This is a genomic window from Denitratisoma sp., from assembly GCA_032027165.1.
GTDB lineage: Bacteria > Pseudomonadota > Gammaproteobacteria > Burkholderiales > Rhodocyclaceae > Desulfobacillus.
In genome coordinates this window covers 26,453-46,458 of the sequence record JAVSMO010000001.1, presented here as the reverse complement: position 1 = coordinate 46,458, position 20,006 = coordinate 26,453, and the positions used below count along the sequence as shown (strand labels likewise).

Annotated in this window: 22 protein-coding genes; 9 read left to right on the top strand and 13 right to left on the bottom strand. The window is 56.8% G+C overall.

Going from position 1 to position 20,006, the window contains the following annotated elements; all coding sequences use genetic code 11:
- Positions 1 to 236 precede the first annotated feature (236 nt).
- A complete protein-coding gene (tyrS, locus tag ROZ00_00270; protein ID MDT3734645.1) occupies positions 237 to 1,436 on the bottom strand; it encodes a tyrosine--tRNA ligase in 1,200 nt (399 codons plus the stop codon).
- A 73-nt stretch (positions 1,437 to 1,509) separates the two neighbouring features.
- On the opposite strand from tyrS, the gene ROZ00_00265 reads away from it, so the two are divergent.
- A complete protein-coding gene (locus ROZ00_00265) occupies positions 1,510 to 2,838 on the top strand; it encodes a M23 family metallopeptidase (protein MDT3734644.1) in 1,329 nt (442 codons plus the stop codon).
- Positions 2,839 to 2,863: 25 nt separating this feature from the next.
- Entirely contained in the window at positions 2,864 to 3,982 is a 1,119-nt protein-coding gene (locus ROZ00_00260; protein ID MDT3734643.1) for an anhydro-N-acetylmuramic acid kinase, read from the top strand.
- A gap of 48 nt (positions 3,983 to 4,030) precedes the next feature.
- Here ROZ00_00260 and erpA read toward each other — a convergent pair whose 3' ends face one another.
- The 6 genes from erpA to rplM all read right to left on the bottom strand — a co-directional run bounded on the left by erpA (position 4,031) and on the right by rplM (position 7,556).
- Complete coding sequence (gene erpA / locus ROZ00_00255; protein ID MDT3734642.1) at positions 4,031 to 4,378, bottom strand: iron-sulfur cluster insertion protein ErpA; 348 nt, start codon at positions 4,376 to 4,378, stop codon at positions 4,031 to 4,033.
- A 57-nt stretch (positions 4,379 to 4,435) separates the two neighbouring features.
- Positions 4,436 to 4,843: a polymer-forming cytoskeletal protein gene (locus ROZ00_00250; protein MDT3734641.1), complete on the bottom strand. Its 408-nt coding sequence runs from the start codon at positions 4,841 to 4,843 to the stop codon at positions 4,436 to 4,438.
- Between the two features lie 10 nt (positions 4,844 to 4,853).
- Positions 4,854 to 5,543: a hypothetical protein gene (locus ROZ00_00245; protein MDT3734640.1), complete on the bottom strand. Its 690-nt coding sequence runs from the start codon at positions 5,541 to 5,543 to the stop codon at positions 4,854 to 4,856.
- Between the two features lie 44 nt (positions 5,544 to 5,587).
- Positions 5,588 to 6,616, bottom strand: coding sequence for an N-acetyl-gamma-glutamyl-phosphate reductase (gene argC, locus ROZ00_00240; GenBank protein ID MDT3734639.1), 1,029 nt, complete (start codon positions 6,614 to 6,616; stop codon positions 5,588 to 5,590).
- Positions 6,617 to 6,731: 115 nt separating this feature from the next.
- Positions 6,732 to 7,124, bottom strand: coding sequence for a 30S ribosomal protein S9 (gene rpsI, locus ROZ00_00235; GenBank protein ID MDT3734638.1), 393 nt, complete (start codon positions 7,122 to 7,124; stop codon positions 6,732 to 6,734).
- A 3-nt stretch (positions 7,125 to 7,127) separates the two neighbouring features.
- On the bottom strand, positions 7,128 to 7,556 hold the full coding sequence (gene rplM / locus ROZ00_00230; protein ID MDT3734637.1) for a 50S ribosomal protein L13: 429 nt from the start codon (positions 7,554 to 7,556) through the stop codon (positions 7,128 to 7,130).
- A 590-nt stretch (positions 7,557 to 8,146) separates the two neighbouring features.
- On the opposite strand from rplM, the gene ROZ00_00225 reads away from it, so the two are divergent.
- A complete protein-coding gene (locus ROZ00_00225) occupies positions 8,147 to 8,569 on the top strand; it encodes an OsmC family protein (GenBank protein ID MDT3734636.1) in 423 nt (140 codons plus the stop codon).
- Here ROZ00_00225 and coq7 read toward each other — a convergent pair whose 3' ends face one another.
- The 4 genes from coq7 to ROZ00_00205 form a co-directional block, all read right to left on the bottom strand.
- The gene (gene coq7, locus ROZ00_00220; GenBank protein ID MDT3734635.1) at positions 8,570 to 9,190 is read right to left on the bottom strand and encodes a 2-polyprenyl-3-methyl-6-methoxy-1,4-benzoquinone monooxygenase; all 621 of its coding nucleotides are present in this window, start codon (positions 9,188 to 9,190) and stop codon (positions 8,570 to 8,572) included.
- A gap of 21 nt (positions 9,191 to 9,211) precedes the next feature.
- A complete protein-coding gene (locus ROZ00_00215; protein MDT3734634.1) occupies positions 9,212 to 9,739 on the bottom strand; it encodes a CNP1-like family protein in 528 nt (175 codons plus the stop codon).
- 91 nt (positions 9,740 to 9,830) lie between these two features.
- The gene (locus ROZ00_00210) at positions 9,831 to 10,427 is read right to left on the bottom strand and encodes a CBS domain-containing protein (protein MDT3734633.1); all 597 of its coding nucleotides are present in this window, start codon (positions 10,425 to 10,427) and stop codon (positions 9,831 to 9,833) included.
- Between the two features lie 149 nt (positions 10,428 to 10,576).
- The gene (locus tag ROZ00_00205; protein ID MDT3734632.1) at positions 10,577 to 11,104 is read right to left on the bottom strand and encodes an RNA pyrophosphohydrolase; all 528 of its coding nucleotides are present in this window, start codon (positions 11,102 to 11,104) and stop codon (positions 10,577 to 10,579) included.
- A 131-nt stretch (positions 11,105 to 11,235) separates the two neighbouring features.
- Here ROZ00_00205 and ROZ00_00200 point away from each other — a divergent pair, with 131 nt between their 5' ends.
- Complete coding sequence (locus tag ROZ00_00200) at positions 11,236 to 12,948, top strand: proline--tRNA ligase (protein ID MDT3734631.1); 1,713 nt, start codon at positions 11,236 to 11,238, stop codon at positions 12,946 to 12,948.
- Complete coding sequence (locus ROZ00_00195) at positions 12,945 to 13,550, top strand: lytic transglycosylase domain-containing protein (protein MDT3734630.1); 606 nt, start codon at positions 12,945 to 12,947, stop codon at positions 13,548 to 13,550. The genes ROZ00_00200 and ROZ00_00195 overlap by 4 nt, the downstream gene beginning before the upstream one ends.
- A 5-nt stretch (positions 13,551 to 13,555) precedes the next feature.
- On the opposite strand, the gene ffh is transcribed toward ROZ00_00195, so the two are convergent.
- On the bottom strand, positions 13,556 to 14,911 hold the full coding sequence (gene ffh, locus ROZ00_00190) for a signal recognition particle protein (protein ID MDT3734629.1): 1,356 nt from the start codon (positions 14,909 to 14,911) through the stop codon (positions 13,556 to 13,558).
- Positions 14,912 to 14,950: 39 nt separating this feature from the next.
- On the opposite strand from ffh, the gene ccsA reads away from it, so the two are divergent.
- Positions 14,951 to 15,778 carry a cytochrome c biogenesis protein CcsA gene (ccsA, locus tag ROZ00_00185; GenBank protein ID MDT3734628.1) on the top strand — a complete coding sequence of 276 codons (828 nt, stop codon included), beginning with the start codon at positions 14,951 to 14,953 and terminating at the stop codon, positions 15,776 to 15,778.
- A gap of 6 nt (positions 15,779 to 15,784) precedes the next feature.
- Here ccsA and ROZ00_00180 read toward each other — a convergent pair whose 3' ends face one another.
- Positions 15,785 to 16,084, bottom strand: a complete 300-nt coding sequence (locus tag ROZ00_00180) for a hypothetical protein (protein ID MDT3734627.1) — start codon at positions 16,082 to 16,084, stop codon at positions 15,785 to 15,787.
- Positions 16,085 to 16,096: 12 nt separating this feature from the next.
- On the opposite strand from ROZ00_00180, the gene pilB reads away from it, so the two are divergent.
- From pilB to ROZ00_00165, 3 genes are read left to right on the top strand one after another with little or no spacing between them, the layout of a single operon-like run.
- Entirely contained in the window at positions 16,097 to 17,809 is a 1,713-nt protein-coding gene (gene pilB / locus ROZ00_00175; protein MDT3734626.1) for a type IV-A pilus assembly ATPase PilB, read from the top strand.
- Between the two features lie 10 nt (positions 17,810 to 17,819).
- Positions 17,820 to 19,052: a type II secretion system F family protein gene (locus tag ROZ00_00170; protein ID MDT3734625.1), complete on the top strand. Its 1,233-nt coding sequence runs from the start codon at positions 17,820 to 17,822 to the stop codon at positions 19,050 to 19,052.
- A gap of 46 nt (positions 19,053 to 19,098) precedes the next feature.
- A complete protein-coding gene (locus ROZ00_00165) occupies positions 19,099 to 19,947 on the top strand; it encodes an A24 family peptidase (GenBank protein MDT3734624.1) in 849 nt (282 codons plus the stop codon).
- The last annotated feature ends 59 nt before the right edge of the window (positions 19,948 to 20,006 follow it).

Genomic DNA, 20,006 nt, shown 5'->3' with positions numbered 1-20,006 from the left:
CTTCCAAGCTGGAACTACTATTAACTTCAGTATGAGCACTCAATCAATCCGATCCGCCAAGACACAAAAGCCCCAGCGCCCAACCAACCAAGCACCCACACCTATCGGCTGTTTAGATTGTTAAAGAACGATGCTGCAGAGCAGCGAGCCGCGCATTATACAGATCGAAGAATGCGGGTCAAGGCTTTTGCGGAATTATTTTCGGCGCTCTTCAACTAGCGTCGGACGCGGCCCGTTCACGAGAGGGAAATTCGTGCAAATTTGCGCTTGCCGACTTGAAGGACCACTGTGGTTCCGGGCTTCAGCACCAATGCCCTATCGCTCACCTTCTCGCCATCGAGTCGTACGCCACCCTGCTCGATCATACGCAAGGCCTCCGACGTGCTGCCAGTCAGGCCGGCCTGTTTGAGCACCTGTGCAATCCCCATGCCCTCAGCCTCGCAGACGATCCCCACGTTCTCGATATCCTGGGGAATCGCCCCCTGTCTGAAGCGTGCCTCAAAATCCACAAGAGCATCCTCGGCGGCCTGACGCGAGTGGAAGCGCTCGACGATTTCCTGGGCAAGCAGGACCTTGACATCGCGCGGATTGCGTCCGCCGGATATCTCGTCCTTGAGCCTGGCGATTTCCTCATTTGAGCGGAAAGAAAGCAGTTCATAGTAGCGCCACATGAGGTCGTCCGATACCGACATCAGCTTGCCGAAAATCTCCCTCGGCGGTTCATTGATGCCAACATAGTTGCCATAGGACTTTGACATCTTGTTGACGCCATCCAGTCCCTCAAGGAGCGGCATGGTCAGAATGCACTGCGGCGGCTGACCATAGTGCTTCTGCAACTCGCGGCCAACGAGGAGGTTGAACTTCTGGTCGGTACCGCCCAACTCGACATCGGCGCGCATCGCCACGGAATCGTATCCCTGGCAAAGCGGGTAGAGGAATTCGTGGATGGCAATGGGCTGATTATTGGCGTAGCGCTTGGCGAAATCATCCCGCTCCAGCATGCGGGCAACGGTATGCAGAGCCGCCAGCTTGATCATGCCAGCCGCGCCGATAGGTTCGAACCAAGTTGAATTGAAGCAGACCTCGGTCTTTTCCGGATCGAGTATCTTGAAGACTTGCTCCCGGTAGGTCTTGGCGTTGTCTAGGATCTGCTCCCGTGACAACGGGGGGCGCGTTGCATTGCGTCCAGTCGGGTCACCGATCATTCCGGTAAAGTCCCCGATCAGGAACATCACATGATGGCCAAGCTCCTGAAAATGCCTCAGCTTGTTGATAAGAACAGTATGGCCGAGATGTAGGTCGGGGGCCGTCGGGTCAAAGCCAGCCTTGACGCGCAGCGGCCGACCGGATTCGAGTTTGCCTACCAGATCGGCCTCGATCAGCAGTTCGTCAGCGCCGCGCTTAATAAGTGAAAGGGCTTTCTGGACTTCCGTCATAATGGGTTACCCCGTGTTTGGGCTTGGGCGGGTTTTTTGATACACTCGCCCAAGTTTTCTCCCTTGGGCCTGCATGAACCACGAAAAGACGCGAATTTTAGCGCAACTCCAAGCCATTCGCGAAAGCCGTCCCCATCATTTCTGGGCCGGCGCCATGGTGGCAGGCGTGTCCCTGTTCAGCATGGTGGCGGCGTTCGGTACTGCCCCGGACAGCGCTGAAATTCGAGATTATCAGCGCACTGTCGTTGAAGAGATTCCTCTAGCAATTGACGCTTCTCGGGCCACCGACAGCGGCTCATTCGTGCGCGAGGAACGCGTACAGCGCGGTGATACCGTTGCCGCGCTGCTAGCCCGTCTTGGCATGCAGGACGAGCGTGCCTTTACGTTCCTGCGCCAACATCAGGACACTCAAGCCATTTTTCGCCAGTTGCGTCCGGGCAAGGTTGTCACTGCTCGCACAAGCGAATCAGGTGAACTGCTCTCCTTGTCGTTCCCTCTGAACGGGCCCTTGGACAACGCCTTGGTTATTGAAAAGCGCGATGGCAGATTGCACGTCGCCGAGCAGGCCCATGCGCTCACGTCTCAGGTTGTGATGAAGTCAGGCGAAATTCAAACTTCTCTCTTTGCCGCAACCGACGAAATCGGACTACCCGACGGCATTGCCACACAGATGGCGGATATTTTCGGCGGTGACATCGATTTCCATCGGGACCTGCGCAAAGGCGACCGGTTCAGCGTTGTCTACGAGCTCCTTTTCAATCAGAGCCAACCGACACGAACCGGCCGGATCCTGGCTACCGAGTTCATCAACAACGGTAAAATCTTTCGAGCCATCTGGTTTGAGAGCAAGGACGGCCAAGGCTATTACACTGCAGAAGGCAAAAATATCCGGAAGGCTTTCCTCCGTTCGCCTCTTGAGTTTTCCAGAATCACTTCCGGTTTTTCACGCTCGCGATTCCACCCGATTCACCAGACTTGGCGTGCGCACAAAGGCGTGGACTACGGCGCACCGATTGGCACCCGGATCAAGGCAACGGGAGACGGGATCGTGGACTTTGCCGGCAAGCGTGGTGGTTATGGCAATCTTGTGGTCTTGCGCCACCAAGGTCGCTTTACAACACACTACGGTCACCTTAACGGTTTCGCAGCCGGCATACGCAAAGGAGCGCGGGTAAGCCAGGGCGATATCATTGGTTATGTCGGCAAAACCGGCTGGGCCACCGGCCCGCATTTGCATTACGAGTTTCGCATCAACGACGTCCATCAAAACCCGCTGGCGATCGCCCTGCCTAGCGCCCCACCGCTGGCAACACAGCAAATGACCGCTTTCAAACAGCACGCCGATCCGCTGATTTACCGTCTCGACCGGATACGCGACGTGAATCTCGCACTACTCGATTAACAAACAACTCGCATTCTGCTGCGAGATGAACACGGCTTCCCCAAAAAACGCCGAGTCCGGCTTGTATGTCGGCCTTATGTCTGGCACCAGTCTGGATGGCGTGGATGCTGTGCTGGTGGACTTCGGCACCCATCCTCCCAAACTGATTGCAACACACTACCTCCCTTACTCCCGCCATCTCTCCGGACGCCTGCTTGCCCTGCAGGTCATTGGTGATAATGAATTGCATCACGCCGCCTTGCTCGGGATTGAAATCACCCATCTTTATCATCAGGCTATCGATGCCCTGCTTGTGGGTGCATGCGTTTTGGCGGAGTCAGTGGTGGCGATCGGCTGTCATGGCCAAACCGTTCGTCACTGCCCCAATAACGGTTACACCTTGCAATTGGGTAATCCGGCCTTACTTGCCGAATTGTGCGGCATCAGTGTCATTGCCGATTTCCGCAGCCGGGATATTGCCGCAGGCGGGCAAGGGGCACCTCTGGTTCCGGCCTTTCATGAGGCGGCATTCCGCTCTTCCGATGTACACCGCGTCATCCTCAACGTAGGCGGCATAGCCAATGTCACCGACCTTCTCCCAGGCTCCATCACAAAAGGGTTCGACACCGGCCCTGGCAATATGCTGCTCGATGCTTGGGTACAACAACACACCGGCCGAACCTTTGACGAGGAGGGCAAATGGGCATCTCAGGGTTGCATCATTCCGCGACTTCTCAATGCACTTTTGGCGCACCCGTTCTTCGCCTGTACCCCGCCAAAGAGTTGCGGCCGCGAGCAATTCAGTCTCGACTGGCTGAAGTCCCGCTTAATTGGCAGCGAAGCTCCTGAAGATGTGCAAGCGACGCTGCTCGAGCTGACTTCAATATCCATAATCTCGGCCATTGAGCATTGGTGTGGTAATCCACATGAAATCGTCGTCTGTGGGGGAGGTGCCCACAATTTGGCTTTGATGAAGAGGCTGGCGGAACACTTGCCGCGCAGCCGGGTATTCGCGAGCGATATGCTGGGAATTGATGCTGATTGGGTGGAAGCCGTGGCCTTTGCATGGATGGCAAGGCAGACTAAGCTGGGCCTGCCGGGCAATCTACCGGCAGTCACGGGAGCCAAGGGGGCTCGAATTCTCGGGGCAATCTACCCTTGCTAAATGCGAAAGGGGGGAGTTCCCCCGCCCCCTGCTTGTCGGAATTCAGGGCTACACGTTAAAAGATGAACCGCAACCGCAGGTCGAAGTGGCGTTCGGATTCTTGATTACGAACTGCGCACCTTCCAAACCTTCCGTGTAATCGATTTCTGCTCCGACGAGATACTGATAGCTCATCGGATCAATCAGCAGCGTAACGCCATTTTTCTGCATTACGGTGTCATCCTCGTTTTGCACCTCGTCAAAGGTGAAGCCGTACTGGAAGCCAGAGCAGCCGCCACCCGTAACAAACACGCGCAGCTTGAGTTCCGCATTGCCCTCCTCCGCGATCAACTCACGCACCTTATTGGCAGCGTTATCAGTAAAGTTGAGCGGCGACATTTCGGTGACTGCATTCATTGGAAACTCCTAAAACCGATTAACACTTAAACAATATATGGGTTGGCAAGCACCCCGTCAATTACTGGAAGCAAGCTTCAGTTCAACCGCCTTCCCTGTGCCCCCCTGATGTACCAACCTTCCCTGAACGATGGCGCCCAAATGCATTTCCAGGCTGTTGTACTGCACATCCCCTGTGACGCGGGCGCGAGGCTGAAGTTCAAGGAATTCACTCGAATAGACCGGCCCAATAATCGTGCCATTGATAACCAGATGGGAAACATGGATTTCTCCTTCAATCCGGGCATGTTCGCTGAGCACCAGCGTCCCACCACCGTCCCCTGTCGAGCGGACATTGCCTTTGACCTCGCCATCCACCCGAAGTCCGCCGACAAATGTGACGTCGCCTTCGATTTTTGTTCCCGCCCCGATCAGACTATCAATGCGGCTCTGCGGTTTGCTGGACTTGTCCTTTTTGAGAAACATGGCATTCTCCCTATAGCGTGACCGTCTGCGAGGCCCGTGTTACGCCATCCTGTACCAAGCGCGCCTCGACACTATTGACGCGTGATCCCACGGGAACCTGAAAGGTTCCGTCGACCCTCTGGAAGTGTTTGAAATTTATATTAAAACGCTGCCTAGCAGGATCATTCGGCTCTGGCAAAATCATCATAGCACTTTTACCCTCCTGCTGCAGGCTGATCACAAGTTGAAGATTTCCCCGAAACTCTCGATCTTTTTTACCTCCCTGCGCAGCAGCGAGGAGTCGATAACGATATTGACCTGGGCTGCCATTAGGCTCGATACGCAGACGATTGATAGTGAACCCGGCCTCCTTCCCTTCGGCAGAAGCAAGATTCTCGAAGAAGGCTAGATCTTCCTTGAGTCGGCCATTCTCCTGTTCTAATGCCTTCACTTGGCGAACCAGCTGTTGCTGTGCCGTACGTTCGATCTGCACATTGCTTTCTCCAGCATTAACCAAGGCACGCAACTTGGCCGCTTCCTGCTGCAACTCGTCCACCTGATCCCGCAGAGCCGTCAATTCCTGCTCAGTCTCGCGCCTATCGAAACCGGCAATTTTGCGGCCCGCATCATATACCCATCCCGCGAGCGCAAAGGAAATGGACAGAACTGAAATTGCCGCAATTGCACGCCAATACCAAGGAATGTGAGTGCGCACCGCCACTCTGGGAGCCGAAATGCCAAATCTACTGCGCAGCCGGCGCAGCGTTACGGCAAGACGGGAATCTGCGTAAGTCCTGCGCACTCGTCGAACCCGAACATGATATTCATGTTCTGCACGGCTTGGCCGGCCGCACCCTTGACCAGATTGTCGATCACGGACAGGACTACCAGGGTGTTCCCTCCTTGGGGCCTATGCAGGGCGATTCTGCAGGCATTGGCTGCACGTACCGAACGCGTATCAGGATGGCTAGCGAAAGGCAGCACGTCCACGAACGGCTCTGACTTGTAACGTGATTCATATAAAGCCTGGAAATCCGTTTCTCCGGTTACCTGGGCATACAGGGTGGCGTGAATTCCCCGGATCATCGGCGTCAGATGCGGCACGAAAGTCAAGCCCACCGGCTTGTTTGCAGCAATTGACAACCCTTGGCAGATCTCAGGCAGGTGGCGATGGCCAGGCACACCATATGCCTTGAAGTTGTCAGATGCCTCCGCAAAAAGAATGTGTATTTCCGCCTTGCGACCGGCACCGGAAACGCCGGATTTCGCATCGGCAATCAGGCGGGTCGTATCAACCAAGCCGGATTCGACCAAAGGCAAGAACCCCAGTTGAACTGCGGTAGGATAACAACCCGGATTGGCCACCAGTCTGGCTAAACGAATTTTCTCCCGATTGGCCTCCGGCAGGCCGTACACCGCTTCTGCGATAAGTTCGGGGGCGGCGTGCTTCATGCCATACCACTTCTCCCACTCTGCAGGATCCTTGATCCGGAAATCTGCCGCCAGGTCGATAACACGCACCCCGGCATCCACTAGCGGCCGGGCCTGGCTCATTGCGATGCCGTTCGGCGTAGCGAAAAAGACGACGTCACATGTCTCTAAGGCGGCTGCCTTGGGATCGACGAAATCCAAGGCGACACGCCCACGCAGGCTCGGGAACAAGTTCGCAACTGGTGTGCCGGCATCGCCTCGCGAGGTGATAGCCTGCAAATCGACTTGAGGATGTTGCGCCAGTATGCGCAACAACTCAACGCCCGTATAGCCAGTGCCGCCGACTATGCCAACCTTAATCATCCCTGTCTCCACTTCATGGAGGTATGGTAATTCACGGCCTCGGAATCACGCAATGAACCTCCCATAGATGAAAAAGCCGCCTTGCGGCGGCTTATTCATCGCACTCCGAGCGTGATCAACGCTTGGAGAACTGCTTACGGCGCCGCGCCTTGTGCAGGCCAACCTTTTTGCGTTCAACTTCACGCGCATCTCGAGTCACAAAGCCAGCCTTCGACAGAACAGGCTTCAAAGTCGCGTCATATTCAATCAACGCACGGGTGATCCCATGGCGAACTGCGCCAGCCTGTCCGGATTCGCCTCCACCGCAGACGTTCACCAGGATATCGAAAGTGCCTGTATGTTGGGTCAATTCCAGCGGCTGACGGACAACCATGCGCCCCGTTTCGCGGGAAAAGAACTCGTCGACCGGCTTGTCGTTAACAACGAACTTTCCGCTACCGCTTTTCATGAACACGCGGGCAACTGCTGTCTTGCGCCGACCCGTACCGTAATAGTAATTCGCAGCCATTCCTTAAATCTCCAGCGACTTGGGCTGCTGGGCGACATGCGGATGATCGCCTCCAGCATAGACTTTCAATTTTTTGATCATGGCATAGCCAAGCGGGCCTTTCGGCAACATGCCCTTAACGGCTTTTTCCAGCACACGGGAAGGGGCGCGCTGTTGCAACTTGGTGAAGGTGTCTTCGTAAATGCCGCCCGGATAGCCAGAATGACGGTAGTACACCTTCTGTTCGGCCTTGGCACCGGTCACGCGCAACTTCTCGGCATTGACCACGACAATATAGTCGCCAGTGTCTACGTGCGGCGTGTACTCCGGCTTGTGCTTGCCGCGCAGGCGGCGCGCAATCTCGGTGGCCAGCCGGCCGAGGACCTTGTCCGTCGCATCAACGACGAACCAGTCACGCTTGACTTCGTGCGGCTTGGCAGAAAACGTTCTCATGAAATTCCCTCTACGGCACTAACAGCGTAATACGGAAAGCCGTGCATTGTATTGCAGTTAGAATGGATATGTCAATCTAGAGCACATCAAATCGACAATCCTTGCCTCAGGATGCATTGAGTGAGTACGGGACCCAGCCATGAAAAAAAAGCGCGATCCACGGAGGATCGCGCTAAATCCACACCAAAGGAGGAGGGTGGAGGAGACAAAACCTTGAACGTTACTGCGCCATCAAAAATGGCCATAAACCACAGCCAGCAATAACGTTCGAACAATTTCAGTATGGCAAAATGTTTTGTGCAATGCAAGAATTTTTTTGTGCAGCGCACATTTATTTCCCTATCGCGCCATAACATTCCCGAATACTATTATAATTTACTGATTAAAATAGTATTAATTAGAGTCATTGAACCTCAGCCTTAGAAAGAATGGCTTCATTGATTCTGTAGTTGTTCATAAATACCGCAGTATTATTGCGGCGCACAAATGCTAACGCTACGGCTAGGCCATGGAAGGTAAGGGATTGCCTGGCAGGTGTATCGGCTAGAATCCGGACGTAGATCACCGAATCGATAATAGGAAAAGTTGAGATGGAATGTACGGTCCAATGGCTCGGGGAGGGTGGCATGGCTTTCGCAGCACGCAGCGGCAGCGGCCATATCGTAGTAATGGATGGTGCACCAGAGGGAGGCGGCAATAATTTGGCGCCAAGACCGATGGAACTGATTCTGGCGGGAGCAGGTGGATGTACGGCTTACGATGTGGTGATGATCCTGAACAAAAGCCGCCAGGATATTTCGGGTTGCGAGGTTCAGTTGAAGGCCGACCGTGCAGAAACGGACCCCAAGGTATTCACCAAGATCCATTTTCACTTCATCGTAAAAGGCAGGGCGCTGAAAGCGGAAGCAGTGGATCGAGCCATCAATCTATCAGCGGAAAAATATTGCTCCGCTTCAATCATGCTGGGCAAAACTGCAACTATCACCCATGATTGGGAAATCGTCGAGGCGTGATCAGATCCAGTGGGCTGTACGGGTCATAACGCCCGAGGCAAGCCGCATCGCCCACTTGGCTACCCCGGGCAGTTCCCGGGCTCCCAATCGTTCGGCTGTATGCGCATGGCTTGTTTCGTCGATCTTCATTTGCTCAATAATCGCCCATGATTTTCGGTCGTTTCCAGGCAAACGCTGCAAATGACGATTCAGGTGCGCCTCAACCTGCCGCTCTGTTTCGGCCAGAAAACCCAGATTCCAGGCATCACCAAATTTGCCTGCGATTATTCCGATAGACAGGGAACCAGCATACCAGAGCGGATTCAACACGCTTTTTCGACCTCCCAACTCAACAAGCCGACGCTCCGTCCAAGCCAGATGCTCACCTTCTTCCTCGGCGGCACTGCGCAGGGCCACCTGAATTGAATCCTCTTTCGATGTCAAAGCCTGCCCCTGATACAGTGCCTGGGCGCAGATCTCGCCACTATGATTCACCCGCATCAAGGCTGCAGCGTACCTTTTCTCATCGTCCGCAAGTTCCACTTCCGCCAGATCTGCACCGGGCACGGGGCGAACACTTCGACCGGGCGCATACAGCGCACGCAAGGCCTTGTCTAATTCGATGATCAGTCCGTCTATCACCTGTCAAGCCTAAATCAACGCTTACTTGGCCTCTGGGTGACCACCGAGCCTGAGTGCATCTACCCCTTCCTCAGCCTTGAGGATGATGCCATTGTTCGGGCAGAAGTACTCCCTGGAAAGCACAGCCTGGTAACTGCCCCGTTTAATGGGTTGCCATGACTGCGTACGAGATGTGCCCCAAGTACGGTCGCCACGTCCAAACGCATACAGCTTCCGCTCCCTGCTGCCACATCGGATGCCCTCGAAATTGACGTTAGTTGCCCCTCCCGCCGCCCTGACGACAACCACGTAACGGACCACGCCATCCCCGCCAACGCTAAGTGTCGTGCCGTCAATGTAGTGTCGATTGCGAGTTGCGGCGCCGGCATTGAATTCGATAAGGGCTTGTTCCTGAGGGTAGGCTGGCGGCTTGGACTCCAGCTCAACCCACTTCTTGTCCTCCTCATAAAACTCGCCGTACTTCTTGTCGCCGAAGAACTCCTGCCCGGTTGCCGGTCCGGCAAGCGCCAGAACACCAACGGCAAACAGAAAAGCCTTTCCTCCATGCATCTCCACAGATACTCCAGTCGGTGGCCGGCAATGTTCTCGTCCGGCCTGGCCAGAAACATCCGTGGATGATACACTGTGACGGCGGCCTCTCTCAGTGGGCAATAGCCGCCTCGATTTCAGCGAATGTCGAAGCAATCTGAATGGCGTGAATCGTCATGCCCAGCTGGCGGGCAATCTGGGATGCGGAGAATATCCCCCTGATCATCTGACGGCCTGAAGCATCCTCCTCGGCTACCAGCGCATGCTGCCGGCCGGTCCACTTGAGGGTCGCCACCACATGCCCGACTTCTGCTGCACGAACCGCTTCCATATCCAGCACCTCAAGCCGATCACGTGACGTCATGATGTCTCGCACGAGAACCTCCTCATGGCGGATACCTCGTTCAAGGACAACCTGCATCGGTTTTTCGCCCATGGTGTCGGTTGAGGTAATGATGCCAAGGATGCAGCGCCGCTCGTCGGCCACAAGAAGCGACCGTACCGTGTTGCGCATCATGGCCTTATTGACTGCAACCAGTGTGGCATCCGGACCGATGGTAACCGCCTGGACCCGCTTGAGATCGGTCATCACTTCAAGAGCAGGGGAATCGAGCCGAACGCTGCGCAGGGGCAACGACTCGGCCTGGTAATAGCTTGCGCACTGTTCAAGACGAGCCTGGCGCAGGGCTTTGTATTGTTCGCGGATCATCACCATCCTCCTTCCATATCGTGCGAGGGATCATCGTGGAATGCGCGCCTCTGCGGACGCTGCATTTCATTTTCGGCACAAATGGAGAAGAGTGAAAATGGAACCTGCGGATTGCGTCATTAGCCGCCTGAATCGGCAGCTAGTTCCGCTCAGGACTGCAGGGAGTCGGACGGAACAGCCCACTTTGGCTGTCGGTCCGCCGGGTGGCGAAAGACGAAACGAGACAACTCAACCAAGGCCTGCTGGTACACTCCGCGCTTGAATTCAATCACGGCATCGAGCGGCACCCAGTAGTCACTCCAGCGCCATGCATCGAATTCGGGATGATTGCTGGCACGCAGCGAGACATCGGTATCTCTTCCGGTCAGGCGCAACATGAACCAGATCTGCTTCTGGCCGCGGTAGGTGTTGCGCCATTCGCGCCGAATCCACTGCTTCGGCACCTCATAACGCAGCCAGTCCCGCGTGCGTCCGAGAATCCTGACGTGCTCCTGCCTCAGGCCGATCTCTTCTTGCAACTCACGGTACATCGCCTGCTCGGGCGACTCGCCGTGTTTGATCCCGCCCTGCGGGAACTGCCAAGAATGCTCTCGAATGCGCTTGCCCCAGAATACCTCGTTCCTGCTGTTGACCAGGATGATGCCGACGTTAGGGCGATAGCCTTCACGATCGAGCATGATTGCTACCCATCAATAATTAGACTGCCATTATTTTTCCACAATTCCCCCCTGAATGAAAGCAACCCGTTCCCCCCTCTGGGGCTCCGCTTACTACTGTAAAATTGCGGCTTTTACCCCCATTTACGACCATGCGCGCCACGCAATTTTTCCTTGCCACACTGAAGGAGGCTCCCTCCGACGCTGAGATCGTCAGTCATAAACTCATGTTGCGTGCGGGCCTGATCAAGCGACTGGCAGGAGGCATCTATACCTGGATGCCGCTCGGCCTGCGCATTCTGCGCAAGGTGGAAAACATCATCCGCGAAGAAATGGATCGCGCCGGCGCCATCGAACTGCTCATGCCGGCGGTCGTTCCGGCTGAGTTGTGGCAGGAAACCGGTCGCTGGGAGTTGTACGGTCCCGAGCTGCTGCGTTTCAAGGATCGGCACCAGCGCGATTTCGTCATCGGCCCGACGCACGAGGAGGTTATTACCGACGTCGCAAGGCGCGAGATCAAGAGCTACCGTCAGCTTCCATTGCATCTATATCAGATACAGAACAAGTTCCGTGACGAAATCCGGCCCCGTTTTGGCGTCATGCGCGGCCGCGAGTTTCTCATGAAGGATGGCTACTCGTTTCATGCTAGCTACGAGGACTTGCAGCGCGAGTACCAAAACATGCACGACACCTATACGCGCATCTTCACTCGTCTTGGCCTGAGTTTCCGGGCAGTTGCAGCCGACACCGGTTCCATCGGCGGCACCGGCTCACACGAGTTCCATGTTCTCGCCGATTCAGGTGAGGACGCCATCGCCTTTTGCCCGGATTCGGATTACGCCGCCAACGTCGAACTGGCGGAGGGTCTCGCGCCGCCGTCCCCGCGCGAAGGCCATACCGAGCAAATGAAGAAGGTCGCCACGCCCGGCAAGATCCGTTGCGAGGACGTAGCGGCGCTGCTCAAGCTCCCTCTGACGAAAACCGTCAAGGCCATTGCCGTCATGCATGACGAGCAATTCTTCCTCCTGCTCATTCGTGGCGACCACACGCTCAACGAAATCAAGGCAGGCAAATTGCCCTTCCTCAATCCCTTCCGTTTTGCCAGCGACGAGGAAGTCGAGCGGTATTTAGGGTGCCGCCCGGGCTACATCGGCCCGGTTGGCATCGGGAAAGACATCACTGTCATTGCCGACCGGACCGTGACCCAGATGAGCGACTTCGTCTGCGGCGCCAATGAGGCGGGCTTCCATTTGATGGGGGTGAATTGGGGACGCGATCTGCGCGAGCCCGACTACGTGTTCGATATCCGCAACGTCGTCGAAGGGGACCCCAGCCCGGACGGTAAAGGCCGGCTATCGATCTGCCGCGGCATCGAAGTGGGACATATCTTCCAGCTGCGCACCAAGTATTCCGAGGCGATGAAAGCGACATTCCTCGACGAGTCAGGCCAGCCGCGCGTCATGGAGATGGGCTGCTATGGGATCGGCGTCACGCGCATCGTCGGAGCCGCCATCGAACAAAACCACGACGAACGGGGCATCATCTTTCCGCGAGCCATCGCCCCTTTCGACCTCGCAATTGCCCCGGTCGGCTACCGGAAAAGTCAGTCCGTACAGGACGCCGCCAATGGCCTGTATGACGAACTCGTCTCCGCCGGTCTTGATGTGCTAGTGGATGACCGGGACGAGCGTCCGGGCGTGATGTTTGCCGACTTGGAACTCATCGGCGTGCCTCATCGCATCACCATCGGCGAACGAGGCCTCAAGGAAGGAATGGTCGAATACCAGGACCGTCGTGATACTGCGGCGGTCAAGGTGCCCCTGGCTGAGATCGGCAGTTTCGTGCGCGAACGCCTCGGCGTGTGAAACAGGGCTTTCTTTTCTCGTTGCTGCTGGTTGCCGCCAGCTCTGCCTGCGCCGGCGCGCAAAAGTATGAGCCGTTGGCCGCCAGTATCCAAGCCGCACTGCATGCAGCGGTTTCGGATCGCAAACCGCCCACCAGTTCGTTTGGCAACCCCATGGAAGCAGTCAATTGGCTGGAGGAAATGTCAGGGCGCCTCGTCAAGCGCATGCCAAACCAGGAGCACCGGCTGGAGTTCTTGCGTGCAGTGCACTACGAGGCGAAGCGTGCCGGACTGGATCCGCAATTGGTTCTCGGATTAATCCAGGTCGAAAGCGGTTTCAAGAAGTATGCGGTTTCCTCAGCCGGAGCCCGCGGCTACATGCAGGTCATGCCTTTCTGGGTGAAACTGATCGGCGGCAGAAACGACAACCTATTCCATCTGCGCATGAATCTGCGCTATGGCTGCACCATCCTCAAACACTACCTGGATATCGAAAAGGGCGATCTGTTCCGCGCACTGGGGCGCTACAATGGAAGCTTGGGGCGACCGGAGTATCCGAACGCAGTACGCGCTGCCTGGGAAAGGCACTGGCACTACACACCCAGAGCCACCCCCAAACCTTGAAGGTATCAGCGCATTCCCGGCAGCATTCCCTTCATGCCGCGCATCATTTTTTGCAGCCCGCCCTTCGAGAACTGCTTCATCATCTTCTGCGTCTGCTCGAACTGGTTGAGCAGCCTGTTGACCTCCTGCACCTGCACGCCGGCACCATTGGCAATACGCCGCTTGCGCGAGGCCTTGATCAGTTCCGGTTTGGCCCGCTCCTGTGGCGTCATTGAATTGATAATTCCCTCGATGCGGCGGACGGCCTTGTCCTCGACTTGGGAGCCGGCCTGCTGCGCCGCCTGGGCAAACTGGGCCGGCAGCTTGTCGAGCAGGCCGGACAAGCCGCCCATCTTGCGCATCTGGCCTATCTGCTCCTTGAAGTCATTCAGGTCGAATCCCTTGCCGGTCTTCAGTTTCTGCGCGAATTCTTTTGCCTTTTCCTGATCGACACCGCGCTGCGCCTCCTCGATGAGCCCCAGCACGTCACCCATGCCGAGAATGCGCGACGCCATGCGTTCCGGGTGGAATTCTTCAAGGCCAGTGAGTTTCTCGCCGACGCCGGCGAACTTGAGCGGCTTGCCGGTGACATGGCGCACGGAAAGCGCCGCGCCGCCGCGTGCATCGCCATCGAGCTTGGTCAGAATCACCCCGGTGAGCGGCAGGGCCTCGTTGAAGGCACGCGCAGTATTCACCGCATCCTGGCCAAGCATGGCATCCACCACAAAGAGCGTCTCGACGGGCTGCAATGCCGAATGCAGTTCCGCCACTTCTCGCATCATGGCTTCATCAATGGCAAGCCGGCCGGCGGTATCGAACAGCACCACGTCGTAGTAGTGCTTCCTGGCGAAATCGAGAGCGGATGCAGCAATGGTTGTTGGCTTGTCGCTTGTCTGCGTGGGAAAGAAATCGATGCCGGCCTGTTCGGCGACAAGTTTCAACTGCTGTATCGCCGCCGGGCGGTACACGTCGGCGCTGACCGCAAGCACCTTCTTCTTCATGCGCTCGCGGAGGAGCTTGCCCAGCTTGCCCGTCGTCGTGGTCTTGCCGGCACCTTGCAAGCCGGCCATGAGGATGACCGCAGGGGGCTGCACGGCCAGGTTGAGGCCGCTGTGGATGCCGCCCATCAAATCGGTCAGTTCACGGTGCACCACGCCGACCAGAGCCTGGCCGGGAGTAAGGCTGCCAACCACCTCCTGGCCGATCGCCTTCTCTTTGATGCGGGCGACGAGGTCTTTCACCACCGGCAATGCGACATCGGCCTCCAGCAAGGCCATCCTCACTTCGCGCAAGGCGTCCGCGATGTTGTCTTCCGTCAGGCGCGCCTGGCCGCGCAGCGTTTTGACGACGCGAGAGAGGCGTTGTGTCAGATTGTCCAGCATGATGTTCCGGTTGCTCCGGGAAGGAGGTAGACTTGCAAGATGCAAGGGATTTTACCGCATCTGCTTCCGGCCTCGCTGTACGCCTTTCTGGGTTTCCATTTCTGGCGCACACGCTGGGCTCTGGACGCCCCCAATATGCCGCAGGGGATACGCCCCTGGGAAAGGCTGGCGCTGGCTGTTGCCATTTTGCTGCACGGCTACCTTCTTTACGGAGAGCTCTTCGGGGGGGGGATCATGCGATTCGGCTTTTCGGCAGCACTCTCTCTAATGTTGTGGCTCGCCATACTTATCTACTGGGTGGAAAGCTTTCATGCCCGCCTGGAGGGCTTGCAGCCCCTGGCATTGCCCTTGGCCGGCATTTGCACGCTGCTGCCCGTCCTTTTTCCAGGCCAGCATTTGCTGTCCAACGTCACCTCGGCGATGTTCCGTGTGCACTTCTTCATTGCCATGGTGGCCTATAGCCTGTTCACCCTGGCTGCGCTCCACGCCATTATCATGGCAGTGGCGGAGCGGCGCCTTCATCGGGGCGAGTTAACGCGACGGCTGGCCAGCCTGCCGCCTCTGCTAACGATGGAATCCTTGCTGTTTCGGCTTATCACCATCGCCTTCGTCCTGCTCACGCTCACCCTGGCCTCAGGTATCGCATTCTCCGAAACATTGTTTGGCAAGGCGCTGGAGTTCAACCACAAGACGGTCTTCTCAGTCCTGTCCTGGCTGATCTTTGCTGCGCTGCTGATAGGACGGTATGCCTGGGGCTGGCGAGGACGCAAGGCATTACGATGGACCTTGGCAGGTTTTGCCGCCCTGCTCTTTGCCTATATTGGCAGCCGATTCGTCCTGGAAGTCCTGCTCGGACGGACTGGCTGATAGGCGTTACGCCTGCCAAGTCACCTGGCCTGCCGCATTTAACTTTGTCTGAGAGATCTTTCCCGCTCGGCGAGATTTGCCGTTCTTGCTGTATTCCACATAAACAACCGCCTGTTGGCAATCCAATCGGTTCAGTTCAGGCTTGGAAAGGCAATAACTGCTAGGTTGACCAGACGCCTGCCGGATGTCGCTGCATCCCGACACAGCAATCAACTCAACAATCCGCTCCAACCGACTGATAGTCTTTACAAAACCGGGGCAGAAGGGCATCATCGCCTGAGATACTCGGCTGGTATTTTCAATCAATCTCGGGAACCCATGGCTGCTTCTCTCCAGACAACCCTTAGCGGCTTGGCGCGTGCGCTGGTACAGCAAGGTCGCCTCAAAGAGGCGGAAGCGGAGGCTTTTGCTGCGCAAGGGGCCGGGACTGGGGGGGGGTTTGTCAATCAGGTTGTTTCCAGCGGACGCTTGAACGCCAAGGACGTCGCCACCTTCGCTGCCGAAACGTTCGGTTATCCCTTGCTGGACCTGAACGCGTTCGAGGAGAGTCACTTCCCCCCGGGCGCCATTGACCGCAAGTTGATGCAGAACCACCAGGTCATTCCCCTGACCAAGCGTGGCAACCGTATTGCCGTCGCATTGGCTGACCCGACCAATCTGCGTGCCCTGGACGAAATCCGCTTCCAGACAGGCTTGGCTGTCGACCCAGTGGTGGTTGAGGCAAGCAAACTGGCGCCTATCGTTCTACGCTTGTCTGAGACCGCGGAAACCAAGCTCAATGAACTGGCAGGCGACGACCTGGACCTTGAGCTTGCCGATGAAACCGAAGAGGCGGCCAGCGCCGAATCCGGCTCAGTTGAGGTCGATGATGCCCCCGTTGTCCGGTTTATTCAAAAAATATTGCTCGATGCGATCAATGAAGGGGCATCCGACATTCACTTCGAGCCCTATGAAAAGTATTACAGGATCCGCTTCCGCACTGACGGCGTCCTGCGCGAAATCGCCCAACCTCCCTTGGTCATCAAAGAAAAGATCGCCTCACGCATCAAGGTGATTTCCAGGCTGGATATTTCAGAGAAGCGCGTCCCTCAGGATGGCCGCATGAAATTGGTGCTGTCAAAAACACGGGCGATTGATTTTCGCGTCAGCACCCTGCCGACCCTACATGGCGAAAAAATCGTCATGCGCATTCTGGATCCATCCAGCGCCATGCTCGGCATCGACGCCCTGGGATACGAGCCGGAGCAGCGTGAGGCACTGATGGCAGCCATCGATCGCCCCTACGGCATGATCCTCGTGACCGGGCCGACCGGCAGCGGCAAGACTGTCTCGCTCTATACCTGCCTCAACCTTCTGAACAAGCCGGGCATCAATATCTCCACCGCCGAGGACCCCTGCGAAATCAATTTGCCAGGCATTAATCAGGTCAACGTCAATGACAAGGCGGGGTTGAATTTCGCCGTTGCGCTGAAAGCATTTCTGCGTCAGGACCCGGACATCATCATGGTCGGTGAAATCCGCGACCTGGAAACCGCCGAGATAGCCATCAAGGCGGCCCAGACCGGTCACCTGGTGCTGTCTACACTGCATACCAACGATGCGCCGACGACCCTTGAACGCATGAAAAACATGGGGATTGCGCCGTTCAACATCGCTTCGAGCGTCATCATGATCACGGCTCAACGCCTCGCGCGCCGCCTGTGTTCCTGCAAGAAACCCGTTTCCATCCCGATGGAGGCCCTGATCCAAGCCGGCTTCCATGAACACGAGATAGATGGCAGTTGGCAACTGTACGGACCAAACGGCTGCGACAAATGCAAGGGCAGTGGTTACAAGGGACGCGTGGGCATTTATCAGGTTATGCCTGTCTCGGAAGAGATTCAGCGCATCATCATGACCAATGGCAATTCGATGGACATCGCTGAGCAGGCACAACAGGAAGGCATCAAGGATCTGCGGCAGTCAGGACTGCTCAAGGTCAAGCAGGGGCTAACCTCGCTTGAGGAAGTCCTCGCGACGACGAACGAATAGGGAGAACCAGATGGCAACCGCGACAAAAACAGCAAAGAAAGATGCCGGCATCAAGGAATACACCTTTGCCTGGGAGGGCAAGGACAAGACCGGCAAGCTGATGCGGGGCGAAATGCGTGCCGGCGGCGAGGCGCTCGTCCATGCCACGTTGCGCCGCCAGGGCATCCTGGTCAGCAAGGTCAAGAAACAAGCCTTCAAGCGTGGCGGCAAGATCACGGAAAAGGACATCACGCTCTTCACGCGCCAACTGGCCACCATGATGAAGGCGGGCGTGCCGCTGCTGCAAGCCTTCGACATCGTCGGCAAGGGGGCCTCCAATCAGGCGGTCGCCAAGTTGCTGATGGAAGTCAAAGCAGATGTCGAAACGGGATCATCGCTGAATCAGGCCTTCCGCAAATTTCCGCTCTACTTCGATGCCTTGTTCTGCAACCTGGTCGCCGCCGGCGAGGCCGCTGGCATTCTAGACTCCCTCCTTGACCGCCTGGCGACGTACAAGGAAAAGATTCTTGCAATCAAGAGCAAAATCAAGTCGGCGTTGTTCTATCCAATCGCGGTCATTGTCGTTGCCGTGGTTATCACAGCGGTGATCATGATTTTCGTGATCCCGGCGTTCAAGGAGGTCTTCAAGAGTTTCGGTGCCGACCTGCCGGCACCGACTCTGATGGTCATCGCCATGTCGGACTTCATGGTGGCCAACTGGTATATCGTCTTCGGCATCCTGGGGGGATCGCTATACGGTTTCTTCTTCATGTGGAAGCGCTCGGAAAAGATGCAGATCGTCATGGACCGGCTGTTTCTGCGGCTACCCATTTTTGGCGACATCATCCGCAAGGCGACCATGGCAAGGTGGGCGCGCACCTTGTCGACCATGTTCGCCGCCGGAGTACCACTGGTGGAGGCATTGGATTCGGTCGGCGGCGCTTCGGGCAATTATGTTTATAAGATGGCGACAAAGCAGATACAGTCGGAAGTCAGCACCGGAACCAACCTGACCGTAGCCATGCAGAACGCCAACGTCTTTCCCAACATGGTGATTCAGATGGTTTCCATCGGCGAAGAATCCGGCCAGCTTGACGCCATGCTGAGCAAGGTGGCCGATTTCTTCGAAGCCGAAGTGGACGACGCAGTCGAAGCCATGTCCAGCCTGATGGAACCGATGATCATGGTGGTGCTGGGCACGCTGATCGGTGGCATGGTGGTAGCCATGTACCTGCCGATCTTCAAGCTGGGCGCCGTGGTCTGATGATTCGGGCAGCGTTCCTAACCAACTTAACTGCTGAAGTACCCTCATGAGTTTTCTGCTGGAACCGGTGGCCAGTACCGCCATGGCCACCCTGTTGGGCTTGGTGGTAGGAAGCTTCCTGAACGTCGTCATCCATCGCCTGCCCAAGATGTTGGAGCACGGCTGGGAGGCGGAATGCGCGGAGCTTCGCGGCGAAACGCCGCCACCATCTGATAAATTGTCCCTCGCTTCGCCGCGCTCGCACTGCCCGAGTTGCGGCCATGGCATTGCTGCATGGGAGAACATCCCGATTGTCAGCTTTCTTTTTCTAAGGGGACGCTGTCGGGCCTGTCAAGCCCGCATCAGCCTGCGCTACCCGCTTGTCGAGGCACTATCCGGCGTGCTGTCCGGATACGCGATATGGCGTTTTGGCACAAGCTGGGCCGGCATCGGTGCACTGTTCTTTATCTGGTGCATGATTGCGCTAACGTTTATCGACTTTGACACTCAGTTGCTGCCCGACAGCATCACGCTGCCCTTGCTGTGGGCTGGACTTCTGCTCAACCTGGGCGGAACGTTCTCCGACATCCGGAGCGCCGTGGTGGGCGCCGCAGCCGGCTATCTGTCGCTATGGGCAGTGTATTGGTCCTTCAAGCTGGCCACCGGCAAGGAAGGCATGGGTTACGGCGATTTCAAGCTGCTCGCCGCCGTCGGGGCCTGGCTGGGCTGGCAAATGCTCCCACTGACGATCCTGGCGTCCTCCTTGGTCGGCGCCGTGGTCGGCATCGCCCTGATCGTCTTTGCCAAGCATGGGCGCAACATCCCCATTCCCTTTGGTCCCTACCTGGCTGCCGCAGCCATCATTGCCCTTTTCTGGGGCAAGCCCCTGACCCAGCATTACCTCGGCCTGTTCTGATTCGGACGACGGCTTGAATTCGGCCGGTCCCGGCTGCATGTTTATCAGGCTGACCGCCT

What these genes read in the sequence shown, in the direction of transcription:
- tyrS (MDT3734645.1), bottom strand. Translation starts at nt 1,436, where the DNA reads ATGACGGAAGTCCAGAAAGCCCTTTCACTTATTAAGCGCGGCGCTGAC.
- ROZ00_00265 (MDT3734644.1), top strand. Translation starts at nt 1,510, where the DNA reads ATGAACCACGAAAAGACGCGAATTTTAGCGCAACTCCAAGCCATTCGC.
- ROZ00_00260 (MDT3734643.1), top strand. Translation starts at nt 2,864, where the DNA reads ATGAACACGGCTTCCCCAAAAAACGCCGAGTCCGGCTTGTATGTCGGC.
- erpA (MDT3734642.1), bottom strand. Translation starts at nt 4,378, where the DNA reads ATGAATGCAGTCACCGAAATGTCGCCGCTCAACTTTACTGATAACGCT.
- ROZ00_00250 (MDT3734641.1), bottom strand. Translation starts at nt 4,843, where the DNA reads ATGTTTCTCAAAAAGGACAAGTCCAGCAAACCGCAGAGCCGCATTGAT.
- argC (MDT3734639.1), bottom strand. Translation starts at nt 6,616, where the DNA reads ATGATTAAGGTTGGCATAGTCGGCGGCACTGGCTATACGGGCGTTGAG.
- rpsI (MDT3734638.1), bottom strand. Translation starts at nt 7,124, where the DNA reads ATGGCTGCGAATTACTATTACGGTACGGGTCGGCGCAAGACAGCAGTT.
- rplM (MDT3734637.1), bottom strand. Translation starts at nt 7,556, where the DNA reads ATGAGAACGTTTTCTGCCAAGCCGCACGAAGTCAAGCGTGACTGGTTC.
- ROZ00_00225 (MDT3734636.1), top strand. Translation starts at nt 8,147, where the DNA reads ATGGAATGTACGGTCCAATGGCTCGGGGAGGGTGGCATGGCTTTCGCA.
- ROZ00_00215 (MDT3734634.1), bottom strand. Translation starts at nt 9,739, where the DNA reads ATGCATGGAGGAAAGGCTTTTCTGTTTGCCGTTGGTGTTCTGGCGCTT.
- ROZ00_00210 (MDT3734633.1), bottom strand. Translation starts at nt 10,427, where the DNA reads ATGATCCGCGAACAATACAAAGCCCTGCGCCAGGCTCGTCTTGAACAG.
- ROZ00_00205 (MDT3734632.1), bottom strand. Translation starts at nt 11,104, where the DNA reads ATGCTCGATCGTGAAGGCTATCGCCCTAACGTCGGCATCATCCTGGTC.
- ROZ00_00200 (MDT3734631.1), top strand. Translation starts at nt 11,236, where the DNA reads ATGCGCGCCACGCAATTTTTCCTTGCCACACTGAAGGAGGCTCCCTCC.
- ffh (MDT3734629.1), bottom strand. Translation starts at nt 14,911, where the DNA reads ATGCTGGACAATCTGACACAACGCCTCTCTCGCGTCGTCAAAACGCTG.
- ccsA (MDT3734628.1), top strand. Translation starts at nt 14,951, where the DNA reads ATGCAAGGGATTTTACCGCATCTGCTTCCGGCCTCGCTGTACGCCTTT.
- pilB (MDT3734626.1), top strand. Translation starts at nt 16,097, where the DNA reads ATGGCTGCTTCTCTCCAGACAACCCTTAGCGGCTTGGCGCGTGCGCTG.
- ROZ00_00170 (MDT3734625.1), top strand. Translation starts at nt 17,820, where the DNA reads ATGGCAACCGCGACAAAAACAGCAAAGAAAGATGCCGGCATCAAGGAA.
- ROZ00_00165 (MDT3734624.1), top strand. Translation starts at nt 19,099, where the DNA reads ATGAGTTTTCTGCTGGAACCGGTGGCCAGTACCGCCATGGCCACCCTG.